Source organism: Saccharopolyspora sp. CA-218241 (assembly GCF_050954615.1).
In the GTDB taxonomy this organism is placed as follows: domain Bacteria; phylum Actinomycetota; class Actinomycetes; order Mycobacteriales; family Pseudonocardiaceae; genus Saccharopolyspora; species Saccharopolyspora cebuensis.
Window position 1 is genome coordinate 4,741,748 of the sequence record NZ_CP191860.1, and the last position, 25,141, is coordinate 4,766,888.

A 25,141-nucleotide genomic window follows, 5' to 3' on the forward strand; every position below is an offset into this window, starting at 1 on the left:
GCCGACGGGCATGGCGGCCCGCCGGTTCACCGACCGGTGAATTCGGCCTTGCCCGGTCCGTTCTCGACGAAGGACCGCATCCCGATGCCCTGGTCCTCGGTGGCGAAGGTGCCGGCGAACAGGTGCGTCTCCAGCTTCAGCCCGCTGTCCAGATCGACGTCCAGGCCGCCGTCGATGGCCGCCTTGGCCGCCGCCAGCGCCCGGGCCGCACCCCCGGTGAACTGCTCCGCCCAGCGCCGGGCGGCCGCGTACACCTCGTCCTGCGGCACGATCTCGTCGACCATGCCGCAGGCCAGCGCCTCATCGGCGGCCACGAACCGACCGGTGTAGATGATGTCCTTGGCCTTGCTCGGCCCGACCAGCCGCGCCAGCCGCTGCGTGCCGCCCGCCCCCGGGATCGTGCCGAGCAGGATCTCGGGCTGCCCGACCTTGACGTTGTCCCCCGCGATCCGGCGATCGCACGCCAGGGCGAGCTCGAACCCGCCGCCAAGGGCGTAGCCGGTGAGGGCCGCCACCGTCGGCTTCGGGATGGCGGCGACGGCGCTCATCGCGGCGGACAGCCCGTGCTGCTCCTTGGTCGCCATGTCGGCGTAGGACATGTCCGCCATTTCCTTGATGTCCGCGCCTGCCGCGAAGACCTTCTCCCCGCCGTAGACGATGACGGCGCGGACGTCCTCGCGCCGGGACGCTTCGATCGCGACCTCGTGCAGCTCCTGCTCGATCTGCCGGTTCAGCGCGTTCATCGGGGGCCGGTCCAACCGGATCGTCCCGACAGCACCGTCCACTTCGAGCTTGACGAACTCGCCCACGCAGCAACCTCCTCGTCGAACAGCCACCTCGACGGGAAGGCTATCGCGCAGGGCCCGGTTCCGGCACCGCCCGCGAGCGGGCCCGGCGCTCACCCCGCCGCCCGCGCTCCCCGGTGCGGCAGCGCCCGGCCGCCGGCCGTCCGCACCGACGAGCACGGCGAGGTCCGGGGCGGGCGGTCAGCCGCGCCGACGGGCGAAGAACCGGTCACCGCTGCGCTGGAGCTCCAGGTCCTGACCGAAGGTGGCGGAGAGGTTGTCCTCGGTGAGGACGTCGTCGAGCAGGCCCTGGGCGACGACCGTGCCGCCGCGCAGCAGCAGCGCATGGGTGAACCCGGGCGGGATCTCCTCCACGTGGTGCGTCACCAGCACCGAGGCCGGGGCGTCGGGGTCCAGCGCCAACGCCGACAGCCGCGCCACCAGGTCTTCGCGGCCGCCCAGGTCGAGCCCGGCGGCGGGCTCGTCGAGCAGCAGCAGTTCCGGGTCGGTCATCAGGGCGCGCGCGATGGTGGTGCGCTTGCGCTCGCCCTCGGACAGGGTGCCGAACGGACGTTCGGCCAGGTGCGCGACGCCGAGCAGGTCCAGCAGCTCCTCGGCGCGCTCGGTGTCCATCTCCTCGTACTCCTCGGACCACCGGCCGAGGACGGCGTACCCGGCGCTGACCACCACGTCGCGCACGGCCTCGTCGGCGGGGATCCGGTTGGTCAGCGCCGCCGAGCTCAACCCGATGCGCGGGCGCAGTTCGAAGACGTTGGTCTTGCCGAGGCGTTCACCGAGCACCTCCACGACCCCGTCGCTGGGGTGCATCTCGGTGCTGGCGAGCTTCATCAGGGTCGTCTTGCCCGCGCCGTTGGGGCCCAGGACGACCCAGCGCTCATCGAGCTCGACAGACCAATTCACGTCAGCGACCAGCGCGGTCTTGCCCCGCCGGACCCCGACGCCATCCATGCGGATGACGAGGTCGTCCACGTCTACCTCCCAGCCGTGACTGACCGCGGCGCCCGCGGCGACGCGCGCCCGGTTCGTCTCCGTCCGGACCGCCGCAGGTGTCCGGCAGGTCCCCTCCGGGAAGTCATTGTTCCGTCCCCACCTGGCTGCGCTGCGCCGGGGAGGACCCTGCGCTTCCCCCGCGCGGGTGATCATGGCGTCGCGGGTGGTCCAGATGCCGGGACGGCGGTGCTCCTGCTGGTACCGGGGCTGTCGACGTGCCACTCTCGGCGGCGTGGCCGATTCGTTGCTCACCCGCGATCGCGTGACCGACCTGTTCCGGGTCGTCACCTCCGCCTGTCGCTGAGGCGAACGTCCGCGCGCCCCGCTCGGGGCGCGCCTGCGCGGCGCGTCCACCGCTCACCGCTCCTGCTCGCGGAGCGCTGCTGCCGCGCCACCCGCACGCCCTCGCGACGCCCTCCCGGAGATCCGATGAACGCGCTACCGCAGCAGCACATCCCCAGCGGCCCCGCCCCGCTCGAGGTTCCCGCCCCGCTCGACGCCCCCGCCCCGCTCGACACCTACGTCCCCACCGACGACCTGCCCGCACCCGGCACGGCCCACCTGCATCCCGGCGTGGAACGGGCGTTCCCGCACGATCTGCTCCGCCCCGAGCACCTCCGCTGGACCCCGCGCGAGCTCCGGGACCTGACCGCCCGGGTGATCGCCGAATTCGCGGGTCCGCTGCTCGACGTGGTGGAGATCCACGACGACCGGCGGTGGTCGGTCAAGCTCGGTCTCACCCGGGGCGTGGAGCTCTGGCTGCTGTCCTGGGCACCGGGCCAGAGGACCCGACCGCACGACCACGACGGCGCCGCCGGTTCCTTCGCCGTGCTCTTCGGCGAACTCCGCGAGCACTACCGCCACCCGCACGGCCCCGTCCGCACCGCGGATCGCGAACTCGGCACCGCGATCGGCTTCGGCGGCGACCGGGCCCACCAGGTCGTCAACACGTCTTCGGTCAACGCGGCCAGCGTCCACGCCCACTCCCCGCCGCTGCGGCCGGTGCGCCACTACGACGACCTGTCCGCAGTGGACGCCACCGGTACGACCGATGTCGCCTTCCCGCACGGCTCCGAGGGGACGCGATGACGACCACCGGCGGCCACCCCGTTCCCCGCGGACCCGCCCGCTCGGGCTCCGTCGATCCGGCACCGGTCGATCCGGCAGCGGTCGATCCGGCACCGGAGGACGCCGTGCGCCGGGGGCTGAGCCTCTCCGCCGGACCGTTCGGGATCGACCACCTGCTCTCCGATGCGCGCGAGCAGCTCGAGCGGCTCACCCCGCAGCAGGCGTTCGCCGCGCAACGCGACGGCGGCCTGATCGTCGACATCAGGCCGCAGTCCGACCGGCTGGCCGACGGCGAGATCCCCGGTGCGCTGACCGTCGAGCGGCTCGTGCTGGAGTGGCGGCTGGATCCCGGCGGACCGCACCGCCTCGCGGGACTGCGCACCGATCTGCCCGTCATCCTCGTCTGCAACGAGGGCTACGCGTCCAGCCTCGCCGCGGCGCAGGCGCAGGACCTCGGGCTGACCCGCGCCACCGACCTGGACGGCGGTTTCCGGGCGTGGAAGTCGGCGGGGCTGCCGGTGCACCACCCGCCCTGACGAGCACTGCGCGCGCCGTCCCGGGCGGCGCCGCCCTGCTGTCCGGGCGGCCTCCGGGTCGGGTGCCGCAGCCGGGACGCGGTGGGTTCGCCGAAGCCAGCCCACCGGGCCCCGGCGGTCCCGTAGGTTCGTCCCGTGCGCGCGCAGAACCTGCTGTCCCGCCCGTGGTTCGTGGCGGCCGTGATCGGTGCGGTCGTCGTGACCGCCGTCGAAGCCACGCTCGGCACCGGGGGCTCCGGGGTGGCGCTCGGGTTGCTCGGTGCGCTCGTCGGCGTGATCGCGCTGCCGATCGCGACGCAGCTCGGCCTGCTGCTCGGCTCGGCGCTGTTCGGCCTCCGGGTCCGGCACGTGGTGTTCGGCGCGATGCGCCGGGTGGCGTCCTGGCAGGCGGGCCGGGTGACGATCACCGTCCGGGCGCTGCCGGTGACCCTCAGCGCCGAGATCGGTCCGTGGCGTTCCCCGGTGGTGCTGCGCTGCTGGCTGGCCGGACTCGTGTCGGCGCTGGCCGGGGTCGCCGCCGCGGTGGGCGCGTGGACGCTCGCGGAGCTGCCGTTCGGCCGGGGCGCGGCGCTGGCGGCGACCCCGCTGATGCTGTACAAGCTCTGGCCGCGCCGGGCCCCGATGGCGACCTCGACCGGGTGGCTCCTGTTCGGCCTGCCCCGGATGCCGCGGCCCGAGCGCGACGAGTTCCGCGCGGCACCGATGGCCGCCCGCGCATACGAGGCGCTGCGCGCGGGCGACATCGACGGGTCGCGGGCCCACGTCGACGAGCTGGTGCGGCAGCACCCCGACCTCAACGCCACGGTGTCCTGCCGCGTCAGCCTGCACGAGGCCTGCGGGGAGTACGCGCAGGCCTGCCTGCTGCTGCTCGACCACCTGTCCGGCCGGGACGCCGGACCGCGCGAGATGTCCTACCTGCTGGCCGGGATGGCGGGACTCGGCTTCGCCGCGGTGGAAGCCGAACAGCTCCCGCCCGACGACCTGCTGCCGCTGGCGAAGAAGGCGCTGGACGACGCGATCCGGCTCGGCTACCCCGAATTCCAGCTCAGCGGCACCAAGGGCCTGCTGGCGCTGATCGAAGGCGAACCGGACGAGGCCGCCCGGCTCGCGGCGATCGGCGCCGAGCACAACACCTCGCCGCTGTCCCGCGCCGACGACTTCGCAACCCTGGCTCGGGCGCACATGGCCAAGCAGGACAACGCCGCCGCCCGCGCTGCCCTGGCCCGCGCGGAAGACCTCGCCCCGTGGTGGCCCCGCGTCGTCGAGACCCACCAACGGCTCCACGTCGCCTGACGCACCAGCCGCGTCGACCCGACCGGCCCTCGACGGATCAGCCCGCGAGGACGACCTTGCCGAGTTCCGCCGGACCGGACAGCAGCGGGTGGGTGGGCAGCACCCGCACGGTGTAGCCGGCCGGTCCGGCGTGCGGGAGGGTCACCTCCGCCTCGTACCGGCCGCCGCCGACCGGGTGCATCGAGCGGGTGACGAAGTCGTGCAGCTCGTCGGAGTCGTCGACGCGGCCGACCACCACCTCGACGTCCACATCGGATTCGTCGAGCCCGGCCAGGTCGATCTCCGCGTGCACCACCACGTCGCCGCCGAGCAGCGGCGCGCCGCCGCCGGGCACCGACATCCCGGTGGCACCGACCCGCACCCAGGTCCAGGAGGCGTGCAGCCGCTCCCGGTACCGGGCGACCTCCTTCGCGCCCCGGAAACCGTCGGCGGCCACGGCGCGCGCCGAGTTCGCGGCCGGGGTGTAGTGGTCGTCGACGTACTCCCGCACCATGCGCGAGGCCTGCACCCGGGGTCCGAGGGTGGCCAGCGTGTGCCGGACCATCGACATCCACTTGCCCGGCACACCATCGGTGTCGCGCTCGTAGAACATCGGCGCCACCTGGTCGCTGATCAGCTCGTAGAGCCCGCCGGCCTCCAGGTCGTCGCGCCGGTTCGGGTCGGTGACGCCGCGCGCGTTCGGGATCGCCCAGCCGTTGTCGCCGTCGAACATCTCGTCCCACCAGCCGTCCCGGACCGACAGGTTCAGCACGCCGTTGAGCGCCGCCTTCATCCCCGAGGTCCCGCACGCCTCCAGCGGGCGCACCGGCGTGTTCAGCCACACGTCGCACCCGGTCACCAAGTACTTCGCCAGCGCCATGTCGTAGCTGGGCAGGTAGACGATCCGGTGCCGCACGTCGGCGCGGTCGGCGAACTCGACGATCTTCTGGATCATCGCCTTGCCGCCCTCGTCGGCCGGGTGCGACTTGCCGGCGACCACGATCTGCACCGGCCGCCGCTGGTCGAGCAGCAGACCGCGCAACCGCTCGGTGTCCCGCAGCATCAGGGTCAGCCGCTTGTAGGTCGGCACCCGGCGGGCGAAGCCGATGGTGAGCACGTCCGGGTCGAACACCCCGTCGCACCAACCGAGTTCGAGGTCGGAGGCGCCGCGTTCCAGCCACGCCTCGCGCAACCGGCGCCGCACCTCGTCGACGAGCCGCTGGCGCAGCGAGCAGCGCAGCTCCCACAGCAGCGAATCGCTGACCGGTTCGATGCCGCGCAGCCCGGCGCCGCTGTCCATCTCGGACTCGCCGAGCAGCTTGCCGAGTTCGCGCGCCGACCAGGACGGGCCGTGCACCCCGTTGGTGACCGAGCTGATCGGCACCTCCGCCTCGCCGAAACCCGGCCACAGCCCGGCGAACATGGTGCGGATGACCTTCCCGTGCAGCTTCGACACCCCGTTGGCGCGCTGGGCCAGCCGCAGCCCCATGTGCGCCATGTTGAACATGCCGAGGTTGTCCTCCGCGCCCAGCGCCAGCACCCGGTTCGTCGGCACCCCGGGCAGCAGGCCGCGGCGGGAGCCGTCGCCGAAGTAGTGCCGCACCAGGTCCACCGGGAACCGGTCGATGCCCGCGGGCACCGGCGTGTGCGTGGTGTAGACGGTCCCGGCGCGGACCGCGGCCATCGCCTGGTCGAACTCCAGCCCCGGATCGTCCTGCAGCTCGCGCAGCCGCTCCAGCCCGAGGAAACCGGCGTGGCCCTCGTTGGTGTGGAAGACCTCGGGATGCGGGTGCCCGGTGAGGTCGCAGTAGGCGCGGACCGCGCGGACCCCGCCGATCCCGGCGAGGATCTGCTGCCGGATGCGGTGCTCGGCGTCACCGCCGTAGAGCCGGTCGGTGGTGCCGCGCAGGTCGTCGTCGTTGTCCGGCAGGTCCGTGTCGAGCAGCAGCAGCGGCACCCGACCGACCTGGGCCTTCCAGATCCGCGCGTGCAACGTGCGCTCGGCGGGCATCGCCACCCGGATCAGCACCGGCGCGCCGCCCTCGTCGCACAGCGGTTCCAGCGGCAGCCCGCGGGGGTCGAGCACCGGGTACCGCTCGAGCTGCCACCCCTCGGCCGACAGCGCCTGCCGGAAGTAGCCGGAGCGGTACAGCAGCCCGACCCCGAGCATCGGCACCCCGAGGTCCGAGGCGGACTTGAGGTGGTCCCCGGCGAGCACGCCCAGCCCGCCGGAGTAGTTCGGCATCGCCTCGGTGAGCCCGAACTCCATCGAGAAGTAGGCGATCGACGCGGCCAGCCCGGCCCCCTCGTCCTGGCGCTGCTGGTACCAGCGCGGCACCGTCAGGTAGCGCCGCAGGTCGTCGTCGACGGCGCGGCAGCGCGCCAGGAACTCCTTGTCCTCGGCCAGCAGCCGCAACCGCTCCGCGGGCACCTCGTCGAGCAGCCGCAGCGGATCGCCGCCGACCCGCGCCCACACCTCCGGGTCCACCGCCGCGAACAGGTCCTGGGTGGGCGGGTGCCAGGTCCAGCGGAGGTTGGTGGCCAGGGTGCCGAGCGCGCTGAGCGGCTCGGGCAGGTGTGCTCGAACGGTGAAGCGGTGGACGGCTCTCACGGGAGCGGACCCTATCCCGGGGGCGGGTGGCGGCGCGCCGCCCGGCACCCGGCGGTGGGAGGCTGGACCGGTGCCAGCCTTCGAACGCGCTCCAGCGGTTCCCCGGCGCGGCGGCAGCCGGGGGCCGCGGGTCCGCCCGCGCGGGACCGGGTTCCCCGCGCGGCGGGCCCTGCTCGCGGCCTTGGCCCTGATCACCGCGCTCACCGGGTGCACGGCCCCGGCGGACGACGTGGTGCTGCGCACCGTCGACCCGGCGTTCGTGCACGGCACCGACCACGGCGACACCGACCGGATCGCCGCGACCGCCGTCACCGAGGTCCAGCGGTACTGGGCCGCGGAGTTCCCCGCCGTGTTCGACGCGCCGTGGCGCGACCTCGACGGGGGCTTCTTCTCGGTCGACCCGAACGGCACGGCGCCGCCCCCGCCGTGCTCGGCCGGCGTGGAGGACGTCGAAGGCAACGCCTACTACTGCGCGACCGTGGACGCGATCGCGTGGGACCGCGCGGCACTGCTGCCGGTGCTCCGCGAGCACTACGGCGACGCCGCCGTGCTGCTGGTGCTGGCCCACGAGCTCGGGCACGCGGTGCAGCAGCGCACCGGGATGGACGTCGGCGGCGGCGCTTACCCGATCCGGGTGGAGGCGATGGCCGACTGCTACGCCGGTGCGTTCTTCGGCTGGGTCGCCGCGGGCGGCTCGGAGCACCTGCGGCTGGACGCGCGCGCGGTGGACGGGGCGCTGCGCGCGCTGCTGGTGTTCCGCGACCCGGTGGGCACCACCACGCACGGCACCGCCTTCGCCCGGATCTCGGCGTTCCAGGACGGCCTCGACCGCGGGGCGGCGCACTGCGCGGAGCTGACGGTGCCCGAGGTCGCCGAACCGGGCCCGGACGACCCGGTGCAGCCGCTCGACGATCCCGGGCGGACCGCCCGGCTCGACGCCTTCTTCGCCGAGGTGGTCGCGCAGCGGGGCGGCGCCTGGCCGGACCCCCGGGTGCGTGCCGGCACCGCGCCGGGCTGCCCGCGTCCGCGGCCGGTGGCCGCCTGCGCCGAACCGCCGACCGTGCTGCTGGACCGGGCCGCGCTGGCCGAGGTCGACCACGACATCGGCGACCGGGCGACCGGGACCGCGCTGGCCTCCCGCTACGCGCTGACCGCGCTGCGCGCCCTCGGACGGCCGACCACCGGTCCGGCCGCGGGGACGGCGGTGCTCTGCCTCACCGGCGCCGCCACCGCGTCGGACCCCGCGCTCTCGCCCGCCGATCTGGACGAAGCCGTGGAAGCCGCGCTCATCGTGGACGGGGTCTCCGCCGACGCGGCGGGCCGCTCCGCGCTGACCGGATCCGAGCGCGTCACCGCGCTGCGCGACGGCGTGCTCGGCGGCGCACCGGCCTGCCTGCCGCCGCGCTGACGGGCCACCGCCCGGGTTTTCGACGATCCCGGTCTTCGCCCGAAGATCACCGGATAGGCTTGCCGCTCGGCAGCACCCCGACCAGGATGGGACACCTCAGTGGCACCGGTTCCGACACCCCGGCGGAGGCGCGCCCGCACCGCGAGCGCCGTGCTCTCCGCGTTCGCGTGCGCCGCGCTCGTCGGCGGGTGCTCCCAGGCCATCAGCGGCACCCCCACCACGTTCGGCAGCTACTCCACCACCGACGTGGCCGGGCTTCCCGTCACCGACGGCCCGTCCGGGCCGCGCGACGGCGTCCCGGACGCCGAACTCCCGGTCGAGGGCAGCGACGGCGGCGAGATGGACCGGCTCGCCCGCAACGCGGTCGCCGACGTCTCGGCGTACTGGGCGGAGGTCTTCCCCGACGCCTTCGGCACCGAGTTCCAGCCGGTGAAGCGGCTGGCCTCCTACGACTCCGGCGGCGCGGGCATCCGGCTCTGCGGCGAGAGCACCGCGGGGCTGGCCAACGCGTTCTACTGCCCGTCCGAGGACGTCATCGCGTGGGACCGCGCCGAGCTGCTGCCGATGCTCGACAACAGCTTCGGGCCGATGGCCGTGGTGGCGGTGCTCGCGCACGAGATGGGGCACGCGGTGCAGCACCGCGCGGGCACCGCGACCGGCAACGACCCGGTGATCGTGCTGGAGCAGCAGGCCGACTGCTTCACCGGCGCGTTCTTCCGGCACGTCGCCGAGGGCTCCAGCGAGCACTTCGAGGTCTCCACCGGCCCGGGGCTCAACCAGGTGATGGGCGTGCTCAACTACATCCGGGACGCCCCGGGCGACAGCGGCTTCACCGGGGCCAACGCGCACGGCAGTGCGTTCGACCGGGTCACCGCCTTCCAGTACGGCTTCAGCGAGGGCCCGAAGCGCTGCGCCGCGATGGACGTCGCCGACGTCAAGCAGCGCACCACCCAGTTCCAGTTCTGGAAGGACGGGCAGGACAGCGACCTGCCCGTCGACGCCGCCACCCTCGCCGCCGTCGAGGAGAGCCTGCGGGCGGTGTTCCGGGACACCGGCGCCGAACCGCCGGAGATCGTCACCGAGCGCACCTCGTGCGGTGGGGTGCCCACGACGTCGCCCGCCTCCTACTGCCCGGACACCAACACCGTGTCGCTCGACGTGGCGGAGCTCCAGCGGATCGCCCAGCCGCCGACGAAGAACGCCGAGTCCTCGGGCTACGGTGACTTCGCCGCCTACGCCCAGGTCGCCTCCCGCTACGCGCTGTCGGTGCAGCACGCCGCCGGGCTCTCCCTGGACGACGAGCAGGCGGGCCTGCGCACGGCGTGCCTGGTCGGCTCCTGGAGCGGTCTGCTCATCGAGGACCCGATCGGCCAGCGCAACCCGGTCGGCACCCTGCGGGTCGCCCCCGGCGACGTCGACGAGGGCGTGGCCGCGCTGCTCGGCGAGGACAGCCTGATCGCCGCGGACATCTCCGGCGACCAGGTGCCCACCGGCTTCGCCCGCGTCGAGGCGTTCCGGATCGGCTTCCAGGAGGGCATCTCGCCCTGCACCACCAAGTACGGCGCCTGACCTCCCACCGCTGATCCGCCGGTGCCGGGCAACCCCCGTACCGGGCAACCCCACCGGGCCGCGGCACGTCCGAACGGACATGACGCGACGACTCGACTGGGACGGCCTGCTCAACGGACGCGATCTCGGCGGCCTGCCCACCACCGGCGGCGGCCGGACCCGGCGCGGTGCCGTGGTCCGCTCCGAAGCCCTCGACCACCTCACCGCGGCGGGCTGGGATGCGCTGCTGGCGCACGGCGTGCGCACCGTCCTCGCGCTGACCCCCGAGGACGAACCCGACCTGGCGCCCCGGCCCGCCGAGCTGGACACCGTGCGGGTCCCGCTCGACGAGCGCGCCGGGGACGCCTTCCAGCAGCGCTGGAGCGGTCCGGTGTCCGGCACCCCGCTGTACTACCCCGCCTACCTGCGGGAACACCCGGAGGCGATCGCCGAGGCGGTCGGCGCCTTGGCGCGCGCCCGGCCGGGCGGCGTGCTGGTGCACTGCGCAGGCGGCCGGGACCGCACCGGGCTGGTCGTGCTGGTGCTGCTGGCCTTCGCCGGGGTGGGCGCGGCGGACATCGTCGCCGACTACCGGGAGACCGAGCGGACGCGGGCCGCCGTCACCGCCCGGTTCGGGATGCCGGACGACTCGGCACCGCTCGACGAGTTCCTCGCTGGGCGGGGCACCAGCGTCGAGGCGTCGCTGCGCGCCGCGCTGGCCGGGTTCGACGCGGCCGAGCTGCTGCGCGCGGGCGGCCTCACCCCGGACGACCTCGCGGCGCTGCGCGCGCGACTGCTCGACCCGGACCCGGTGAACCTGGTGTCCTCCGGCGGGTGAATCCGCCGGTCACCCCTTGGTGGCGCGGCACCGCCGAGCCGATCATGGTCGGCGGCGCCCGGACGGGTGCCGCCGACCACGGAGGAACGGTGGACGAGCTGGACCGCATCGCGCGGACGGCGCCGCAGCGGCGGCCGGGCGCGGCACCGCGCTCAGAACAGGGCGCTGGCCAGGGCCCGGCGCGCGGCCAGCACCCGGTCGTCGCCCTCCGGGAACAGCTCGAACATGTCGATCAGGTGCCGCCGCACCCGGTCGCGATCCTCGCCCGCGGTGCGCTTGACGGTGCGCACCAGGCGGTCGAACGCCGCCGCCACCTCGCCGGTGGCGAGCTCCGCGTCGGAGGCGGCGAGCTGGGCTTCGACGTCGTCGGGAGCCGCGTCGGCGCGCTGCACCGCGGCCGGGTCGGCCTGCTCGGCGCGCGCGGTGAAGCGGACCTGGGCCAGCGCGGCCTTGGCCAGCTCGTTGCCCGGCTCGGCGGCCAGGATCTCCTGGTAGGCGGCCTCGGCGGCGGCGAAGTCACCGCGCTCCAAGGCGTCCTCGGCGGCCGTGAAGCGCGGGTCCTCCGGTTCCTCGGCGGGCGCCTCCTGCTCGCCGCCCTGCTCCGCGGCCCGGATGCCGGGCAGCTTGTCCCGCAGCGCGTCGAGCAGCGAATCGATCCACTGCCGGAGCTGCGGCTCCGGCTGCACCCCGGCGAAGGCGTCCACCGGCTGACCGCCCGCCACGGCGATCACCATCGGCACCGACTGCACCTGGAAGAGCTGGGCGATCCGCGGATTCGCGTCGACGTCGATCTTGGCCAGCACCCAGGTGCCGCCGGCCTCGGCCGCGAGCTTCTCCAGCACCGGGGAGAGCTGCTTGCACGGGCCGCACCAGGTCGCCCACAGGTCGATCACGACCGGCACCTGCATCGACCGGTCGACGACCTCGGACTGGAAGTCGGCCTCGGTGACGTCGATGACTGCGGGGCTCGCGCTCGCTGCGGAGCCGTCGGCGGGTGCGGTTCCCCCGGGCGCCGCCTTGCCGGCGGCCTCCGCGCGGTTCTTCAGACCCGACAGGTCGACCGCGCCCGCCATCGCGGCGGACATTGCTGCGTTCTGGCGTGGATCCGGCCTCGTCACACCCCCATCCTGACACGTCGCGCGGACCGGGTGGCGGCTGGGCGGGGATTGGTTCCGAGCGGTGTTCCGGATCGACGCGCACCGGAAAGGAGCAGCGCGACACACCGACAACGGTGAAGATCAAGTCGAAATGATGAAGACGGCACCCTGGAAGGGTGACGATAGGCGAGTACCTCTCAGGCTCGGCGGGGCTGCCCGCCGAAGTAGGGACGGAGCTCGTCAGGGACTCGCCGTCCCTGCCCGGCTCTCGAGGAGCCCACCGAGCGGTGCGAGCTCCCGGACCGTAGTTCGACGAGAGGTACGAAATGCGTAGTGCAGCCCGTGTCGCCGGCGTCGCCGGCGTTGCCGCCCTCGGCGCCATGACCTTCGGCGGGACCGCGTTGGCCGACACCGCCGGCAACGACGGCATCAACCTGCTGGACGACAACAACATCAACGCCATCCCGATCAACCTCTGCGACAACAACATCGCCGCCGCGATCGGCGTCATCATCCCGATCGCGTCGCCGCAGGCCAGCGACTGCAACAACTCGGCCATCGTGGATCACCCGAAGGTCGACTGAGCGACCTCGCTCCCGAGCAGGGGTGGCACCGGCCGGTGCCACCCCTGCTCGACCTTCACGACCGCTCGTCGCCCAGGTGCTCCTCGACCCGGCGCACCTTCTCGGCCAACTGGCCGGTGTGGCCGGGACGGATGTCGGCCTTGAGCACCAAGCTGGTGCGGCGCGCCGTGGCCGAAACCGCCTCCGTGGCCCGCTTGACCACGTCCATCACCTCGTCCCACTCGCCCTCGACGGTGGTGAACATCGCCGTCGTCTCGTGCGGCAGCCCGGACTCGCGCACCACCTTCACCGCGGCCGCGACCGCTTCGCTCACGCTGTCGTCATCCCCGGCACCGGTCGGTGCCACGCTGAACGCCACCAGCACTGGTGTCCTCCTCTTGGTCCGCGCACCGGCCCACGAGTCCGGTGCGGCGCGTATCACATCCTGAACGACCGCAGTCATCCATCGGATGGGTACCCGCTGCTAGCGTCGGACACCATGACCCCCCGCAGTCCGCTTCCCTTCGACCCCATCGCCCGCGCCGCCGAGACCTGGACCGAGCGGGTGGGTCCGGCCACCACGATGGCCGCCGTCACCAGCATCATGCGCGTGCAGCAGATCCTCCAGTCCGCCGTCGACAGCGCGCTGCGCCCGCACAACCTGACCTTCGCCCGGTACGAAGCGCTGGTGCTGCTGACCTTCTCCCGGCGCGGTTCGCTGCCGATGCGGGTGATGGGCGACCGCCTCCAGCTCCACCCGACCAGCGTCACCAACATCGTCGACCGCCTGGAACAGGACGGCCTGGTCCGCCGCACGCCGCACCCCACCGACCGGCGCACCACCCTGGTCGAGATCACCGACGACGGCCGCGACCTCATGAACAAGGCGACGGACTCGGTCACCGCCATCGATTTCGGGCTCAACGGCATCACCGAGCGGCAGACCCAGCAGCTCACCGACCTGCTCGGCAAGGTCCGCCACGCCGCGGGCGATTTCTGACCCACCGGCGAGCCGCGGGGATGACAGCAGGGCCGCTTTTCTGTCACCCGTGGCAGCAGGGCCGCTTTCCTCCCACCGGTGACAGCAGGGGAACCTTCCTGTCACGCCTGCGAGGACAACGCCGAAGGCGGGCGTTCAGTTGATCTGGCGGACCTTGCCCCAGAACGTCGGCTCGTCGGACTCGACCACGGTGAGCAGACCGCGCTTGGCGGCCCAGCGCTCGAACCAGATCGTCGCCAGCGGTGGCACCGACGCGACCCCGGCGAGCACCAGCACCCCGAAGCTCCAGCGCAGCGGGCTGAAGACGATCAGGCAGACGAGCACGTAGGCGGTGAACAGGGCACCGTGCACCGAACCCATCACGGTGACGGCGAACGGCATGTCGAAGCCGTACTTGAGCACCATCGCGATCAGCAGCCCGGCCCACGAGATCGCCTCGGCGATCGCCACCAGCCGGAACCAGCCACCGTACGTCCGCGGCACGTCGCACCCACTCCCCTCGCACTGCTTACCCGTAGTGTGGCGCGTGTCCGGCATCACGCCGCGACCGGTCCGGGCACGCCGTCCCCGGACGCCACCGGGCTGCGCCGTCCGGCGGCACCCCGTCCGCCGTGGGCGCCCTCCTCCGCCGCGGGCCGTTGACAGTGATCCACGGGATGCGGTGCAATGCCGCTCACCATGACAACGTTGTCGCACCGGCCGTCCGGCAAGCGCGCCACGATGAGCGACGTGGCGCGGCTCGCCGGGGTGAGCGTGAAGACGGTCTCCCGCGTGGTCAACGCGGAGGCCGGGGTGCAGCCCGCGACGGCCGAGCGGGTGGCCGAGGCGATCGCCCGGCTCGGCTTCTCCCGCAACCTCGGCGCCCGCGACCTGCGGCGCGGTGTCGGCACCGGGATGGTCGGGCTGGTCGTCGAGGACGTCGGCAACCCCTTCTACTCGCTGCTGACCCGCGCGGTGGAGGAGGTCGCCCGGGCGCGCGGACGACGGGTGCTCACCGGTTCTTCCGACGAGGACCCCGCGGGCGAACGCGAGCTGGTCCGGGAGTTCTGCGCCCGCCGGGTCGACGGGCTGCTGGTCGTCCCGGCCGGTCGTGAGCACGGCTACCTGCGCCCGGAGATCGACGCGGGCACGCCGGTGGTGTTCGTCGACCGCCCCGCCGGGGACCTGGACGCCGACACGGTGCTGCTCGACGACGCGGGTGGCACCGAGCAGGCGGTGCACCACCTGGTCGGGCGAGGGCACCGGCGGATCGGCTTCCTCGGTGACGATCCCGCGATCCACACCGCCGCCGAGCGGCTGCGGGGCTACCGCAGCGGGCTGCACCGGGCGGGGATCGCGGCCGAGCCGGCGCTGACCGCGATGGGCCCGCACACCGCCGAGTCGGTCCGCGCCGCGCTCACCGGCCCGCTGCGCCCGGCGACCGCCGTGATCACCGGGAACAACCGGATCACGGTGCACCTGCTGCGCGTGCTCGCGGGCGCGCAGCGGCGTCCCGCGCTCGTCGGCTTCGACGACTTCGAACTGGCCGATCTGGTGGACCCGCCGGTCACCGTGATCACCCACGACACCCGCGAACTCGGCCGCACGGCCGCCGAGCTGCTGTTCAGCCGGCTCGACGGGGACACCGCACCGGCGCGGCACCTCGTCATCCCCACCCGGCTGCTGCCCCGACGATCCGGAGAGGTTTCCCCGTGACTGCCCACACCCCCGCGACCGGCGCGCCGATCGAGCTGCCCGCGAACCAGCCGCAGCAGTTCTACCGGGGTGGCGCGTCGATCGCCGCACTGCGCGGCGCGCCCGAGCGGGACTACGGCCCGGAGGACTGGGTCGCGTCCACGACGACCCGGTTCGGCCAGGCCGAAGCGGGGCTGTCCCGGCTGCCCGACGGGCGCCTGCTGCGCGATGCCGTGCAGGCCGATCCGCGGGGCTGGCTGGGCGAGGAGCACGTCGCCGCGTTCGGCGACAGCACCGCCCTGCTGGTCAAGCTCCTCGACGCGGGCCAGCGCCTGCCGGTGCACTGCCACCCGTCGGACCGCTTCGCCCAGCAGCACCTCGGCTCCCGGTTCGGCAAGACCGAGGCGTGGATCGTGATCGGCACCTCTGGCGCGAAGCCCGTGGTGTACTGCGGTTTCCGCCAGGACGCCGACCCGGCCGCGGTGCAGCGGTGGGTGGCGACCCAGGATTCCTCTGCGCTGCTGGGCTCGCTCAACGAGATCCCGGTGCGCGCCGGGGACACCGTGCACGTCCCGGCGGGCACCCCGCACGCGATCGGCCCCGGGGTGTTCCTCGTCGAGCTCCAGCAGCCGACCGACTTCTCCGTCACGCTGGAGTGGAGCGGCTTCCTCGCCGACGCGGAGCAGGCGTTCCTCGGGCTCGACCGGGAAACCGCGCTGCGCACGCTCAACCACCGCGGCTTCGGCGACGACCTGCTGACCTCGCTGATCAAGCGCACCGGTGACGACCCGGCTGCCCGGGTGCCGCTGCTGTCCGAGCAGGCCGACGAGTTCTTCCACGCCGAGCGGCTGCGCGCGGAATCGCGGAACGGCGGGATCGAGCTGGAGCCGTCGTTCGGCGTGCTGGTGGTGCTCGACGGCACCGGAACGCTGCGCACCGAGCACGGCGCGGTGCCGCTGCGCCCCGGCGGCACGCTCGTCGTCCCGCACGGCGCGGGCGCGGCCACCGTGGAAGGCGACCTGACCGCCGTGCGCTGCAGACCACCCCGCATCGGCTGACCCGACGGAGGCGAGATGACCGCACCGCTGCTCGAAGCCCGCGACCTGGTGAAGCGCTACGGCGGCGTCGAGGCGCTGCGCGGTGCGGCGTTCACCGCCCACCCCGGTGAGGTCGTCGCGCTCATCGGCGACAACGGGGCGGGCAAGTCCACGTTGGTCAAGTGCCTGTCCGGGGTGGAGCGTCCCGACTCCGGGCAGGTGCTGGTCGACGGGCGGCCGGTCGTCCTCGACTCCCCCACCGCCGCCCGCGCCCACGGCATCGAAACCGCCTACCAGGACCTCGCGGTGGCCCCGGACCTCGACCCGGCGGCGAACCTGTTCCTCGGCCGGGAACTGCGCCGCCGCGGGGTGCTGGGCCGGCTCGGGATGCTCGACCACACCGCGATGCGCGCCCAGGCCGCCGAGCGGTTCGCCGCGTTCGGCGTCGAGCTGCCCGATCTCGCGGTGCCGACCGGGTCGCTGTCCGGCGGGCAGCGGCAGAGCGTCGCGGTGGCCCGGTCGGTGGCCTGGGCCGACCGGCTGGTGTTCCTCGACGAACCCACCGCCGCGCTCGGCGTGGTGCAGCGCGAACGGGTCCTCGAAGTGATCCGGCGGGTCCGGGATTCGGGCATCGCGGTGGTGCTGATCAGCCACAACATGCCCGAGGTCCGGTCGGTCGCCGACCGCGTCGAGGTGCTGCGGCTGGGCAGGCGGGTGGCCCGCTTCCGGGCCGCCGAGTCGTCGCTGGAGGAACTCGTCGGCGCCATGACCGGCGCCCTGTCCCAGGAGGACTGATGCGCCGCAGGCCGACCGCCTCTCCCACGCTGTGGACCGGACTGGTCCTGATCGGGCTGTGCGCGCTGTTCAGCCTGCTGCGACCGGCCGCGTTCCCGACCCTCTACAACGCGCAGACGCTGCTGGTGCAGGCGGGGCCGCTGCTGCTGCTCGCGGTGGGCATGACCTTCGTGATCATCACCTCCGGCATCGACCTGTCGGTGGGATCGGTGCTGGTGTTCTCCGGTGTCGTGTCCGCCAAGACGATGGAAGCCCTCGGCGGGGGCGACGCGACCGACCTCGGTTGGGGCGCGATCGGTGTCGGCCTCCTCGTCGCGCTGGCCGGCGGCGCCCTGTGGGGAGTGCTCAACGGGCTGCTCGTGGCGGTGGCGCGGGTGCCCGCGCTGATCGTCACGCTCGGCTCGTTCGGGGCGGCGCTCGGCGCCGCGCAACTGCTCACCAACGGCGTGGACGTGCGCACCGTGCCCAGCGCGCTGCGGCTGACCTTCGGCACCGGCACCTCGTTCGCCGTGGTCCCCAACCTGGTGCTGGTGGTGGCGGCCGTGACCCTGCTGGCGGCGTGGCTGCTGCGCACCACCCGGTTCGGCCGCCACACCTACGCCATCGGGTCCAACGCCGAAGCGGCGCGGCGCGCGGGCATCCGGGTCACCCGCCACCTGGTGCAGGTCTACGCGCTGAGCGGGCTGCTCGCCGGGCTGGCCGGATTCCTGTCGTTGGCCTACTTCGGCACCACCACGATCAGCGGGCACAGCAACGACAACCTCAACGCCATCGCCGCGGTGGTGCTCGGCGGCACGAGCCTGTTCGGCGGCATCGGCAGCGTCCTCGGCAGCGTCATCGGGGTGTTCATCCCCGCGGTGCTCGACACCGGGTTCGTCATGGTCGGGGTGCAGCCGTTCTGGCAGCCCATCGCGGTCGGCGCGGTGCTCATCGCGGCGGTGTGGTGGGACCAGCGGCGACGGCGGGCCCGCGCAGGGCGGTAGACGGCACGACGACGTGTGGAGGATGCGATGAGGACCCAGCAGATCGCGGCGCTGCTCACCGGCGCGCTGCTGCTGACCGGCTGCGGCAGCGGGCAGATCGGCGACACCGGCGGCGCGGCGACCGACCCCGGCAACGAGCGGCTCGTGCTCATCACCGGGATGCGCGGCGAACCGTTCTACGTCTCGATGGAATGCGCGGCCGAGGCGGAGGCCGTCGCGCAGGGCTACGAGCTCAACGCGCAAGCGCCCGAACGTTTCGAGCAGGCCGAGCAGTCCCAGATCCTCGGCAGCGCGATCAGCACCCGTCCCGGCGCGATCATCATCGCCCCCACCGACGACCAGGCGCTCGCCGCGCCGCTGCGCCAGGCCAAGAACAACGGGATCCAGGTCGTCGAGGTCGACACCGCGCTGGCGGACCGCTCGATCGCCGTCAGCTCGCTGTCCTCCGACAACTACGCCGGCGGCAGGCTCGCCGCGCGCACCCTCGCCGAGCTCACCGCCGGACGACCCGGCTCGGTGCTCGCGCTCAACACCAAGGCGGGCACCTCCACCACCGACGCGCGCGTCGCCGGGTTCGAGGACGAGATCCGCGAACACCACCCGCACCTGACGCTGCTGCCCAGCCAGTACACCGACAACGAACCCGCCACCGCCGCGCAGGTCGTCTCGGCGACCCTCGGCGCCCACCCGGACCTCGTCGGGGTGTTCGGTTCCAACCTCAACACCGGGGAAGGCGCCGCCACCGCCCTGGCCAACGCGGGCCGCTCTGGCGACGTGCCGCTCGTCGGCTTCGACGCGAGCCCCAAGCAGGTGGAGGACCTGCGCAACGGCCGGGTGCAGGCGCTCATCGCGCAGGACCCGGCCAAGATCGGGCGCGAAGGCGTGCGGCGCGCGATCGCCGCGATCAAGGGCGAACCCGTCGAGCGGGAGACCAAGACCCCGATGATCGCCCTCACCCGCGACACCATGGACGAGCAGTCGGAGTTCTTCTACCGCGCCCGGTGCTGAGGTGGCAGCAGGGGAACCTTCCTGTCACGGGTGGGAGGAAAGTTCCCCTGCTGTCACTGGTGACAGGAAGGCGTCCCTGCTGCCACGAGTGACAGAAAGGTTCCCCTGCTGCCCCGTCACGAGGCCGCACGAGAGCGCAGCGGCAGTGCGGGAGAGCGGCGCGAAGCCGCGTTGGTGCGCCGGGGCGCGGACGTCAGCGTTCAGGAGTCGTCGCGCGGCTCGTCGGGGGCGTCGTCGTCCGGCTGGTCCCGCTTCGGCGGCGCGAGGAACACCACACCGCTGTCGAGGTCGAGCGGTCCCCCCGGGTCATGGCCCCGCGAGATACCGCCCTGGTCACCGTCGTGCCGGAGCTTGCGCCCGGGAACCAGCTCGCCGTAGGAAGCCATGACCCCACCGTAACCCCATCGTGGGCGGTCGCGACTGGTGCGAACGTGCTGTCGGGGCCATCCCGTTGAATGGAGGGCATGCGGAGGTGGGTGCTGCACATGGACATGGACGCGTTCTTCGCGTCCGTGGAGCAGCTCACCCGTCCCACGACGCGGGGCCGACCGGTGCTCGTCGGCGGCCTCGGACCGCGCGGCACCGTCGCCGGGGCCAGCTACGAGGCGCGCGAGTACGGCGCCCGTTCGGCGATGCCGATGGCCGAGGCGAGGCGTCGCTGCCCACCCGCGATCGTGCTGCCGCCCAGGTTCCGCGTGTACCAGGCGGTGAGCGCCGACGTGCTGGCCATCGTGCGGGGGTCCTCCTCGGTGGTGGAGCAAGTCTCGATCGACGAGGCGTTCCTGGAGCCTCCCGACCTCGGCGGCGCCGAGACCGAGGAGGTCGAGCGCTTCGCCGCCGCGTTGCGCGGTCGGGTCCACCGCGAAGTCGGGGTGAACGCTTCGATCGGCGCCGGGGCGGGCAAGCAATTGGCCAAGATCGCCTCCGGGCTCGCCAAACCCGACGGGATGCTGGTGGTCCCGCCCGAGGAGCAGCTCCCGCTGCTGTCCGGGTTGCCGGTGCGCTCGATGTGGGGCGTCGGTCCGGTCACCGAAGGCAAGCTGCACCGCATCGGCGTCAGCACCATCGGGGAGTTCGCCGCGCTGCACCTCAACGACGTCACCGCGTTGCTGGGGCAGGCCCACGGCGCCGAACTGCACCGGTTGGCGCACGGGCTCGACGACCACGCCGTCGCCGAACGAGCCGAGGCCAAGCAGGTCAGCGCTGAGACGACCTTCGACGTGGACGTCACCGATCCGGCCCGGCTCGCGGCCGAGGTGGACGGGATGGCCGCCAACGCCCATCGCCGACTGGCTTCCTCGGGGCGCGCGGCGCGGACCGTGACGGTCAAGGTCCGCGACTCCGACTTCACGACGATCAGCCGGGCGGAAACCCTGCCTTCGGCGACCAGCGACCGCGCCGTGCTCGGTGCCGCCGCCCGCCGCCTGGTGGGGATCGCGGTGCCGCCGGGGACGCCTGTCCGGCTCGTCGGCGTGTCCTACTCGGGACTGGCCACCTCGGAGCAGGAACCGCTGTTCCAACACCCGGCGGAACGCACCAGCGAGGCGGCCGCACCGCCCGCCGGCGAGCCGGAATCCCACGCCCCGCAGCCTCGCCCCTGGCGGGCCGGGGACGACGTGGCGCACCCCGAGCACGGGCATGGCTGGGTTCAGGGCGCCGGGCACGGGCGGGTCACCGTGCGCTTCGAGACGGCGATGACGGGGCGCGGCGTGGCGCGCACCTTCGCCGCCGACGACCCGTTGCTCACCGATGCCGACCCGCTGGCCAGTCTCGGCCGGTGACCGCGCGGCCGTGACAGCAGGGGAACCTTCCTGTCACCGGTGACAGCAGGGCCACTTTCCTCCCACCCGTGACAGCAGGGGAACCTTCCTCCCACCCATGGCAGCAGGGGAACCTTCCTGTCACCGATGGCAGCAGGGCCACTTTCCTCCCACCCGTGGCAGCAGGGGAACCTTCCTGTCACCGATGACAGCAGGGCCACTTTCCTCCCACCCGTGGCAGCAGGGGAACCTTCCTGTCACCGGTGACAGCAGGGCCACTTTCCTCCCACCCGGTCACTCCGGCGCGGGCGACTCCCGGCGGTATTGCCCGACCCACTTGCGGGGCGCGACGGTCTGCACGGCGCCTTCGAGGCTCCGCGACAGGCGGCTGAAGGGCGGCAGGTGGAATCGGTAGCGCTCACCGGGCAACCCGGGCATCGACGGCCGCTCCTGCACCCGCCAGCGCTCCCACTCCGGGTGCCGGGCGGCGAATCCGGGGTCGGCGGGGTAGAACTCCAGCGCCTGCCTGCGTTCCGGGTGCACGGGGCGGCCGTGCTGGATCCAGGGCAGGGTGCCGATGCCGATGGCGGAGATCTCGTCCCAGGCGACGCCGAACACCTCACCCTTGGTGCGGGCGTAGAAACCGTTGCGGTCGAACAGGAATCCCCGGCTGTTGAGCATCCCGCGGGCGCTGAGCAGGAACCCGATGAACAGGATGCCGGACACGAGCTGCGCGATCCACACCCCGACACCCGCGCGACCGGCTGCGATCACCGCGGCGCACAGGACGGCGACGAGACCGCTGAGGCCGCCACCGATGAGCATGAGTCGGAAGCTGCTCGCGCTGACGTCGACGTCCTGGGCGTCGGCGCTGAGCACCGTGGGCACCGGCTGGCTCGGCCCGGCGGGGGCGCGCGTCGGTTGCGCGGCGTGATCGGAGGTGTAGCGCGCGGTGCCCTGGTCACCCACCGCACCGCGCCGCACCGTCGTGCGTTCCGGGTCCGGACGATCAGCTCGTTGCCAGCCACCTGGAAGCCACTTCATGTCTACCAGGGTAGCGAGACCGGAACGGTCCGATCACGTTCGGCTCCGGTCAGCCGCGCGGGACCTCGATGAGCAGCGCATCGCCCTGCCCACCACCGCCGCACAGCGCCGCGGCCCCGGTTCCGCCGCCGCGCCGCTTGAGCTCCAGCGCGAGGTGCAGGGCCAGCCGGGCACCCGACATGCCGATGGGGTGGCCGAGCGCGATGGCACCGCCGTTGACGTTGACGACGTCCTCGCCGAGGCCGAGCTCGCGGGCGGAGACCAGGCCGACGGCGGCGAAAGCTTCGTTGATCTCGACCAGATCGAGCGCGGCGGCCTCGATTCCCGCTTTGGCGCAAGCGGTCTTGATCGCGTTGGACGGCTGCTCGTGCAAGCTCGCGTCTGGGCCGGCGACGACGCCGTGGGCGCCGATCTCGGCGAGCCAGTCGAGCCCGAGCTCCTCGGCCTTGGCCTTGCTCATCACGACGACGGCGGCGGCACCGTCGGAGATCTGCGAGGCCGAACCGGCGGTGATGGTCCCGTCTGCGGCGAAGGCGGGCCGCAGCTTGCCGAGGGATTCGGCGGTGGTGTCGGCGCGCACCCCCTCGTCGGTGTCGACGACGACCGGATCGCCCTTGCGCCGGGGCACCTCGACCGGCGTGATCTCGTCGGCGAACGCACCGCGCTCGGCGGCGGCCGCGGCCCGCTGGTGCGACCGCGCGGCGAAGGCATCCTGCTCCTCGCGGGTCAGCTCGTAGCGCGCGTTGTGCTTCTCGGTGGACAAGCCCATCGCGACCTGGTCGAAGGCGCAGAACAGGCCGTCGTGGGCCATGTGGTCGAGCAGCTGCGCGTCGCCGTACTTGAAGCCCTCGCGGGAGCCGGTGAGCAGGTGCGGGGCCTGGGTCATGGATTCCTGGCCACCGGCGACGACCACGTCGAACTCACCGGCGCGGATGAGCTGGTCGGCCAGCGCGATGGCGTCGAGCCCGGACAGGCACACCTTGTTGATGCTCAGCGCCGGCACGCCCATCGGGATGCCCGCCGCCACGGCGGCCTGGCGGGCCGGGATCTGCCCCGCACCGGCGGTCAGCACCTGGCCCATGATCGTGTACTGCACCTGCTCCGGAGCGACCCCGGCGCGTTCCAGCGCCGCCCGGATGGCGAACCCGCCGAGCTGGGCACCCGAGAAGTCCTTGAGCGAGCCGAGCAAGCGGCCCATCGGGGTCCGCGCTCCCGCCACGATCACCGATGTACCCACTGCTTCCTCCCGGGTGTCGAGCTGCGTTGCCACTCACCATTCTGGGCCCGTGCGGGCCTCCGGGACCATACCCGGCACACCCGGCGGGCCTCTGTGACGCCCAGCACGGCCCGGCGGCCGGCCGGAAGCGATGACCGCTCACCCACCGACCGCCCGGCGGGGCGAGCGCTCAGCAGTGGCCGCGCCCCGCGGTGGTGTCGCACAGGTCGCTCTCGGCGGCCCAGGTCAGCGCGGTGCGCGCGTTGACCCCGAGGCGGCGGGACGCGGAGACGTCGGTGCCGGCCCCGGAGTCGGCGCTCAACCAATAGCGCACCTCGTACGCCACGCCGCCCTCGGCGTGGCGGAACGCGTAGAAGGGGTCGGCCACCGGGGCCGGGCCGTAGCCCGGGAAGGTCCAGGCGTCCTCGCCCTCGGCGGCGGCCGGATCGACGTAGAGGCAGTCGTAGGCGGTGCCCTGGTAGGTGCAGCGGCGCGGCTCCGCCCCGCCGTGCCGGGACGTCGCCCGATCGGTGGTGACGCCCTCGGACCCGAGCCGGGCGAAGACGTCCTCGCACGCGCCGTCGTCGCAGGCGTGCCAGGGGCGCCAGGCGGTGGCCCGGGCCTCGGCCGCTCCGCGCCCGGCCGACAGGGCGGTGCAGTAGGCGGCGACGATGCCCGGTGCGACCTCCCGCGCGGCGCTGCCCGCGTCGATGGCGGTGGCCGCGGTGACATCGGCGCCGAGCCCGGCCGAGTCGAGCTGCCACATGCCGACACCGGGGTTGAAGAACAACCCGGGCGAGCGCTGCTCGGGGTCGGCGAGGGCGGGCTGGTCGTCGTAGCGGGACAGCGTCATGGGCGAGGGCGCCGCTCCGGAGGGGGCGACCTCGGGCCAGGTCGGGGCGAGCAAAAGGTGCGTGGCGGTGGTGGCGCTGATCGAACAGGTCGCGTCGGCCGCGGCGGCGGTGGCGGCGGATTCGACGGCGGCGAGCGGCTCGGCGCCGAACCGCAGCGGGCCCGCCTGCACCCACGCCCGTTCGCGGGTGAGCCGCTCGGCGGTCGGGTTGTCGCCGCCCCCGCCGGAGCGCACCCCGTCCCCGCCCGCGGCCCACGCCGTCGCGGGCGCCAGCAGCAGGGTCGCGAGGCCGCCCGCCAGCACCGCCCGCCGCCTCCGGAAGTCCCGACCTCCGACCATGACTGCTCCTCCCGCGTGGTCCAGCGACATCCTGATCGCGGCAAGGGTTGCCCGGCTCCGCCGTCCGGGCCAGTGGATCTTCGGGCTTTTCCCGCCTTTCCCGGGCTCGTTCGACGATCGTCACGGGGTGCGGGCGCGGGTTAGGCTCCTCCCATGCGCGCAGGTTTGAACGGCCTCGTCACCGCGATCGACCACGTCGGCATCGCCGTCGCCGACCTCGATGAGGCGATCGCCTTCCACCGGGACACCTTCGGGTTGGAGGTCGCCCACACGGAGGTCAACGAGGACCAAGGGGTCCGGGAGGCGATGCTGCGGGCGCCCGGTGCCGCGGCGGGCGGCGCCCAGGTGCAGTTGATCGCCCCGGTCAGCGCGGACTCGGCGATCGCCAAGTTCCTGGACCGCAACGGGCCCGGCTTGCAGCAGCTCGCCTACCGGGTGACCGACGTGCGGGCGGCGATGGACGCCCTGCGGGCGCAGGGGCTGCGGCTGCTCTACGACGAACCGCGCCGGGGCACCGCGGGCAGCGCGATCAACTTCGTGCACCCCAAGGACGCCGGTGGCGTGCTCGTCGAACTCGTGGAACCGGCCTGAATTCGACCCGGTGCGCCGCGACGCCCTCGCGGCGCACCTGCTCGGCCGCTACTTCCCCGGCTCGCGCGCCGGACTGATCGGGTCGTCGGCGCTCCGGCTCCGCC

25 protein-coding genes are annotated in these 25,141 nt (G+C 73.6%); 15 read left to right on the forward strand and 10 right to left on the reverse strand.

Going from position 1 to position 25,141, the window contains the following annotated elements; translation table 11 throughout:
* Nucleotides 1–26: 26 nt before the first annotated feature.
* Together ACQP0T_RS22535 and ACQP0T_RS22540 are read right to left on the reverse strand one after the other, a co-directional pair.
* A complete protein-coding gene (locus ACQP0T_RS22535; protein ID WP_433869860.1) occupies nt 27–809 on the reverse strand; it encodes an enoyl-CoA hydratase/isomerase family protein in 783 nt (260 codons plus the stop codon).
* A 177-nt stretch (nt 810–986) separates the two neighbouring features.
* Nucleotides 987–1,754 (reverse strand): ABC transporter ATP-binding protein, encoded by a 768-nt coding sequence (locus ACQP0T_RS22540; protein WP_433873814.1) that lies wholly within the window; start codon nt 1,752–1,754, stop codon nt 987–989.
* A gap of 471 nt (nt 1,755–2,225) precedes the next feature.
* Here ACQP0T_RS22540 and ACQP0T_RS22545 point away from each other — a divergent pair, with 471 nt between their 5' ends.
* From ACQP0T_RS22545 to ACQP0T_RS22555, 3 genes are all read left to right on the forward strand, one after another.
* Nucleotides 2,226–2,885, forward strand: a complete 660-nt coding sequence (locus ACQP0T_RS22545) for a cysteine dioxygenase (RefSeq protein ID WP_433869861.1) — start codon at nt 2,226–2,228, stop codon at nt 2,883–2,885.
* 116 nt (nt 2,886–3,001) lie between these two features.
* The gene (locus ACQP0T_RS22550) at nt 3,002–3,400 is read left to right on the forward strand and encodes a rhodanese-like domain-containing protein (protein WP_433873815.1); all 399 of its coding nucleotides are present in this window, start codon (nt 3,002–3,004) and stop codon (nt 3,398–3,400) included.
* A 135-nt stretch (nt 3,401–3,535) separates the two neighbouring features.
* The gene (locus tag ACQP0T_RS22555) at nt 3,536–4,693 is read left to right on the forward strand and encodes a hypothetical protein (RefSeq protein WP_433869862.1); all 1,158 of its coding nucleotides are present in this window, start codon (nt 3,536–3,538) and stop codon (nt 4,691–4,693) included.
* A gap of 37 nt (nt 4,694–4,730) precedes the next feature.
* Here the strand turns inward: ACQP0T_RS22555 and glgP are convergent, their stop codons facing one another.
* Nucleotides 4,731–7,283 (reverse strand): alpha-glucan family phosphorylase, encoded by a 2,553-nt coding sequence (gene glgP, locus ACQP0T_RS22560; RefSeq protein ID WP_433869863.1) that lies wholly within the window; start codon nt 7,281–7,283, stop codon nt 4,731–4,733.
* A gap of 70 nt (nt 7,284–7,353) precedes the next feature.
* Between glgP and ACQP0T_RS22565 the strand changes: the two genes are divergently transcribed.
* The 3 genes from ACQP0T_RS22565 to ACQP0T_RS22575 all read left to right on the forward strand — a co-directional run bounded on the left by ACQP0T_RS22565 (nt 7,354) and on the right by ACQP0T_RS22575 (nt 11,077).
* Nucleotides 7,354–8,691 carry a peptidase gene (locus tag ACQP0T_RS22565; RefSeq protein WP_433869864.1) on the forward strand — a complete coding sequence of 446 codons (1,338 nt, stop codon included), beginning with the start codon at nt 7,354–7,356 and terminating at the stop codon, nt 8,689–8,691.
* Between the two features lie 150 nt (nt 8,692–8,841).
* Complete coding sequence (locus ACQP0T_RS22570; RefSeq protein WP_433869865.1) at nt 8,842–10,260, forward strand: neutral zinc metallopeptidase; 1,419 nt, start codon at nt 8,842–8,844, stop codon at nt 10,258–10,260.
* Between the two features lie 79 nt (nt 10,261–10,339).
* Nucleotides 10,340–11,077: a tyrosine-protein phosphatase gene (locus ACQP0T_RS22575; protein ID WP_433869866.1), complete on the forward strand. Its 738-nt coding sequence runs from the start codon at nt 10,340–10,342 to the stop codon at nt 11,075–11,077.
* A 152-nt stretch (nt 11,078–11,229) separates the two neighbouring features.
* On the opposite strand, the gene ACQP0T_RS22580 is transcribed toward ACQP0T_RS22575, so the two are convergent.
* Nucleotides 11,230–12,162 (reverse strand): tetratricopeptide repeat protein, encoded by a 933-nt coding sequence (locus tag ACQP0T_RS22580; protein ID WP_433869867.1) that lies wholly within the window; start codon nt 12,160–12,162, stop codon nt 11,230–11,232.
* A gap of 338 nt (nt 12,163–12,500) precedes the next feature.
* On the opposite strand from ACQP0T_RS22580, the gene ACQP0T_RS22585 reads away from it, so the two are divergent.
* Nucleotides 12,501–12,758 (forward strand): hypothetical protein, encoded by a 258-nt coding sequence (locus tag ACQP0T_RS22585; protein ID WP_433869868.1) that lies wholly within the window; start codon nt 12,501–12,503, stop codon nt 12,756–12,758.
* 55 nt (nt 12,759–12,813) lie between these two features.
* Here the strand turns inward: ACQP0T_RS22585 and ACQP0T_RS22590 are convergent, their stop codons facing one another.
* The gene (locus ACQP0T_RS22590) at nt 12,814–13,122 is read right to left on the reverse strand and encodes an MTH1187 family thiamine-binding protein (protein ID WP_433869869.1); all 309 of its coding nucleotides are present in this window, start codon (nt 13,120–13,122) and stop codon (nt 12,814–12,816) included.
* A gap of 114 nt (nt 13,123–13,236) precedes the next feature.
* On the opposite strand from ACQP0T_RS22590, the gene ACQP0T_RS22595 reads away from it, so the two are divergent.
* Entirely contained in the window at nt 13,237–13,737 is a 501-nt protein-coding gene (locus tag ACQP0T_RS22595; protein WP_345367702.1) for a MarR family winged helix-turn-helix transcriptional regulator, read from the forward strand.
* 135 nt (nt 13,738–13,872) lie between these two features.
* Here the strand turns inward: ACQP0T_RS22595 and ACQP0T_RS22600 are convergent, their stop codons facing one another.
* Nucleotides 13,873–14,220: a DUF3817 domain-containing protein gene (locus ACQP0T_RS22600; protein WP_433869870.1), complete on the reverse strand. Its 348-nt coding sequence runs from the start codon at nt 14,218–14,220 to the stop codon at nt 13,873–13,875.
* A 237-nt stretch (nt 14,221–14,457) separates the two neighbouring features.
* On the opposite strand from ACQP0T_RS22600, the gene ACQP0T_RS22605 reads away from it, so the two are divergent.
* From ACQP0T_RS22605 to ACQP0T_RS22625, 5 genes are read left to right on the forward strand one after another with little or no spacing between them, the layout of a single operon-like run.
* Complete coding sequence (locus ACQP0T_RS22605) at nt 14,458–15,432, forward strand: LacI family DNA-binding transcriptional regulator (protein ID WP_433873816.1); 975 nt, start codon at nt 14,458–14,460, stop codon at nt 15,430–15,432.
* The gene (locus ACQP0T_RS22610) at nt 15,429–16,469 is read left to right on the forward strand and encodes a class I mannose-6-phosphate isomerase (protein WP_433869871.1); all 1,041 of its coding nucleotides are present in this window, start codon (nt 15,429–15,431) and stop codon (nt 16,467–16,469) included. Before ACQP0T_RS22605 ends, ACQP0T_RS22610 begins: the two co-directional genes overlap by 4 nt.
* 15 nt (nt 16,470–16,484) lie before the next feature.
* Nucleotides 16,485–17,243, forward strand: coding sequence for an ATP-binding cassette domain-containing protein (locus ACQP0T_RS22615; protein ID WP_433869872.1), 759 nt, complete (start codon nt 16,485–16,487; stop codon nt 17,241–17,243).
* Entirely contained in the window at nt 17,243–18,226 is a 984-nt protein-coding gene (locus ACQP0T_RS22620) for an ABC transporter permease (RefSeq protein WP_433869873.1), read from the forward strand. The genes ACQP0T_RS22615 and ACQP0T_RS22620 overlap by 1 nt, the downstream gene beginning before the upstream one ends.
* Nucleotides 18,227–18,253: 27 nt before the next feature.
* A complete protein-coding gene (locus tag ACQP0T_RS22625) occupies nt 18,254–19,234 on the forward strand; it encodes an ABC transporter substrate-binding protein (protein ID WP_433869874.1) in 981 nt (326 codons plus the stop codon).
* A gap of 200 nt (nt 19,235–19,434) precedes the next feature.
* Here ACQP0T_RS22625 and ACQP0T_RS22630 read toward each other — a convergent pair whose 3' ends face one another.
* Nucleotides 19,435–19,620, reverse strand: a complete 186-nt coding sequence (locus tag ACQP0T_RS22630; protein ID WP_433869875.1) for a hypothetical protein — start codon at nt 19,618–19,620, stop codon at nt 19,435–19,437.
* A gap of 78 nt (nt 19,621–19,698) precedes the next feature.
* On the opposite strand from ACQP0T_RS22630, the gene ACQP0T_RS22635 reads away from it, so the two are divergent.
* Nucleotides 19,699–21,015 carry a DNA polymerase IV gene (locus ACQP0T_RS22635; RefSeq protein ID WP_433869876.1) on the forward strand — a complete coding sequence of 439 codons (1,317 nt, stop codon included), beginning with the start codon at nt 19,699–19,701 and terminating at the stop codon, nt 21,013–21,015.
* Between the two features lie 273 nt (nt 21,016–21,288).
* Here the strand turns inward: ACQP0T_RS22635 and ACQP0T_RS22640 are convergent, their stop codons facing one another.
* The 3 genes from ACQP0T_RS22640 to ACQP0T_RS22650 form a co-directional block, all read right to left on the reverse strand.
* Nucleotides 21,289–22,038, reverse strand: coding sequence for a hypothetical protein (locus ACQP0T_RS22640; RefSeq protein WP_345367694.1), 750 nt, complete (start codon nt 22,036–22,038; stop codon nt 21,289–21,291).
* A gap of 49 nt (nt 22,039–22,087) precedes the next feature.
* Nucleotides 22,088–23,275, reverse strand: coding sequence for an acetyl-CoA C-acetyltransferase (locus tag ACQP0T_RS22645; protein WP_433873817.1), 1,188 nt, complete (start codon nt 23,273–23,275; stop codon nt 22,088–22,090).
* A gap of 169 nt (nt 23,276–23,444) precedes the next feature.
* Nucleotides 23,445–24,446 carry a hypothetical protein gene (locus tag ACQP0T_RS22650; RefSeq protein ID WP_433869877.1) on the reverse strand — a complete coding sequence of 334 codons (1,002 nt, stop codon included), beginning with the start codon at nt 24,444–24,446 and terminating at the stop codon, nt 23,445–23,447.
* 153 nt (nt 24,447–24,599) lie between these two features.
* Between ACQP0T_RS22650 and mce the strand changes: the two genes are divergently transcribed.
* Nucleotides 24,600–25,037 (forward strand): methylmalonyl-CoA epimerase, encoded by a 438-nt coding sequence (mce, locus tag ACQP0T_RS22655; protein WP_345367691.1) that lies wholly within the window; start codon nt 24,600–24,602, stop codon nt 25,035–25,037.
* Nucleotides 25,038–25,141: the final 104 nt, after the last annotated feature.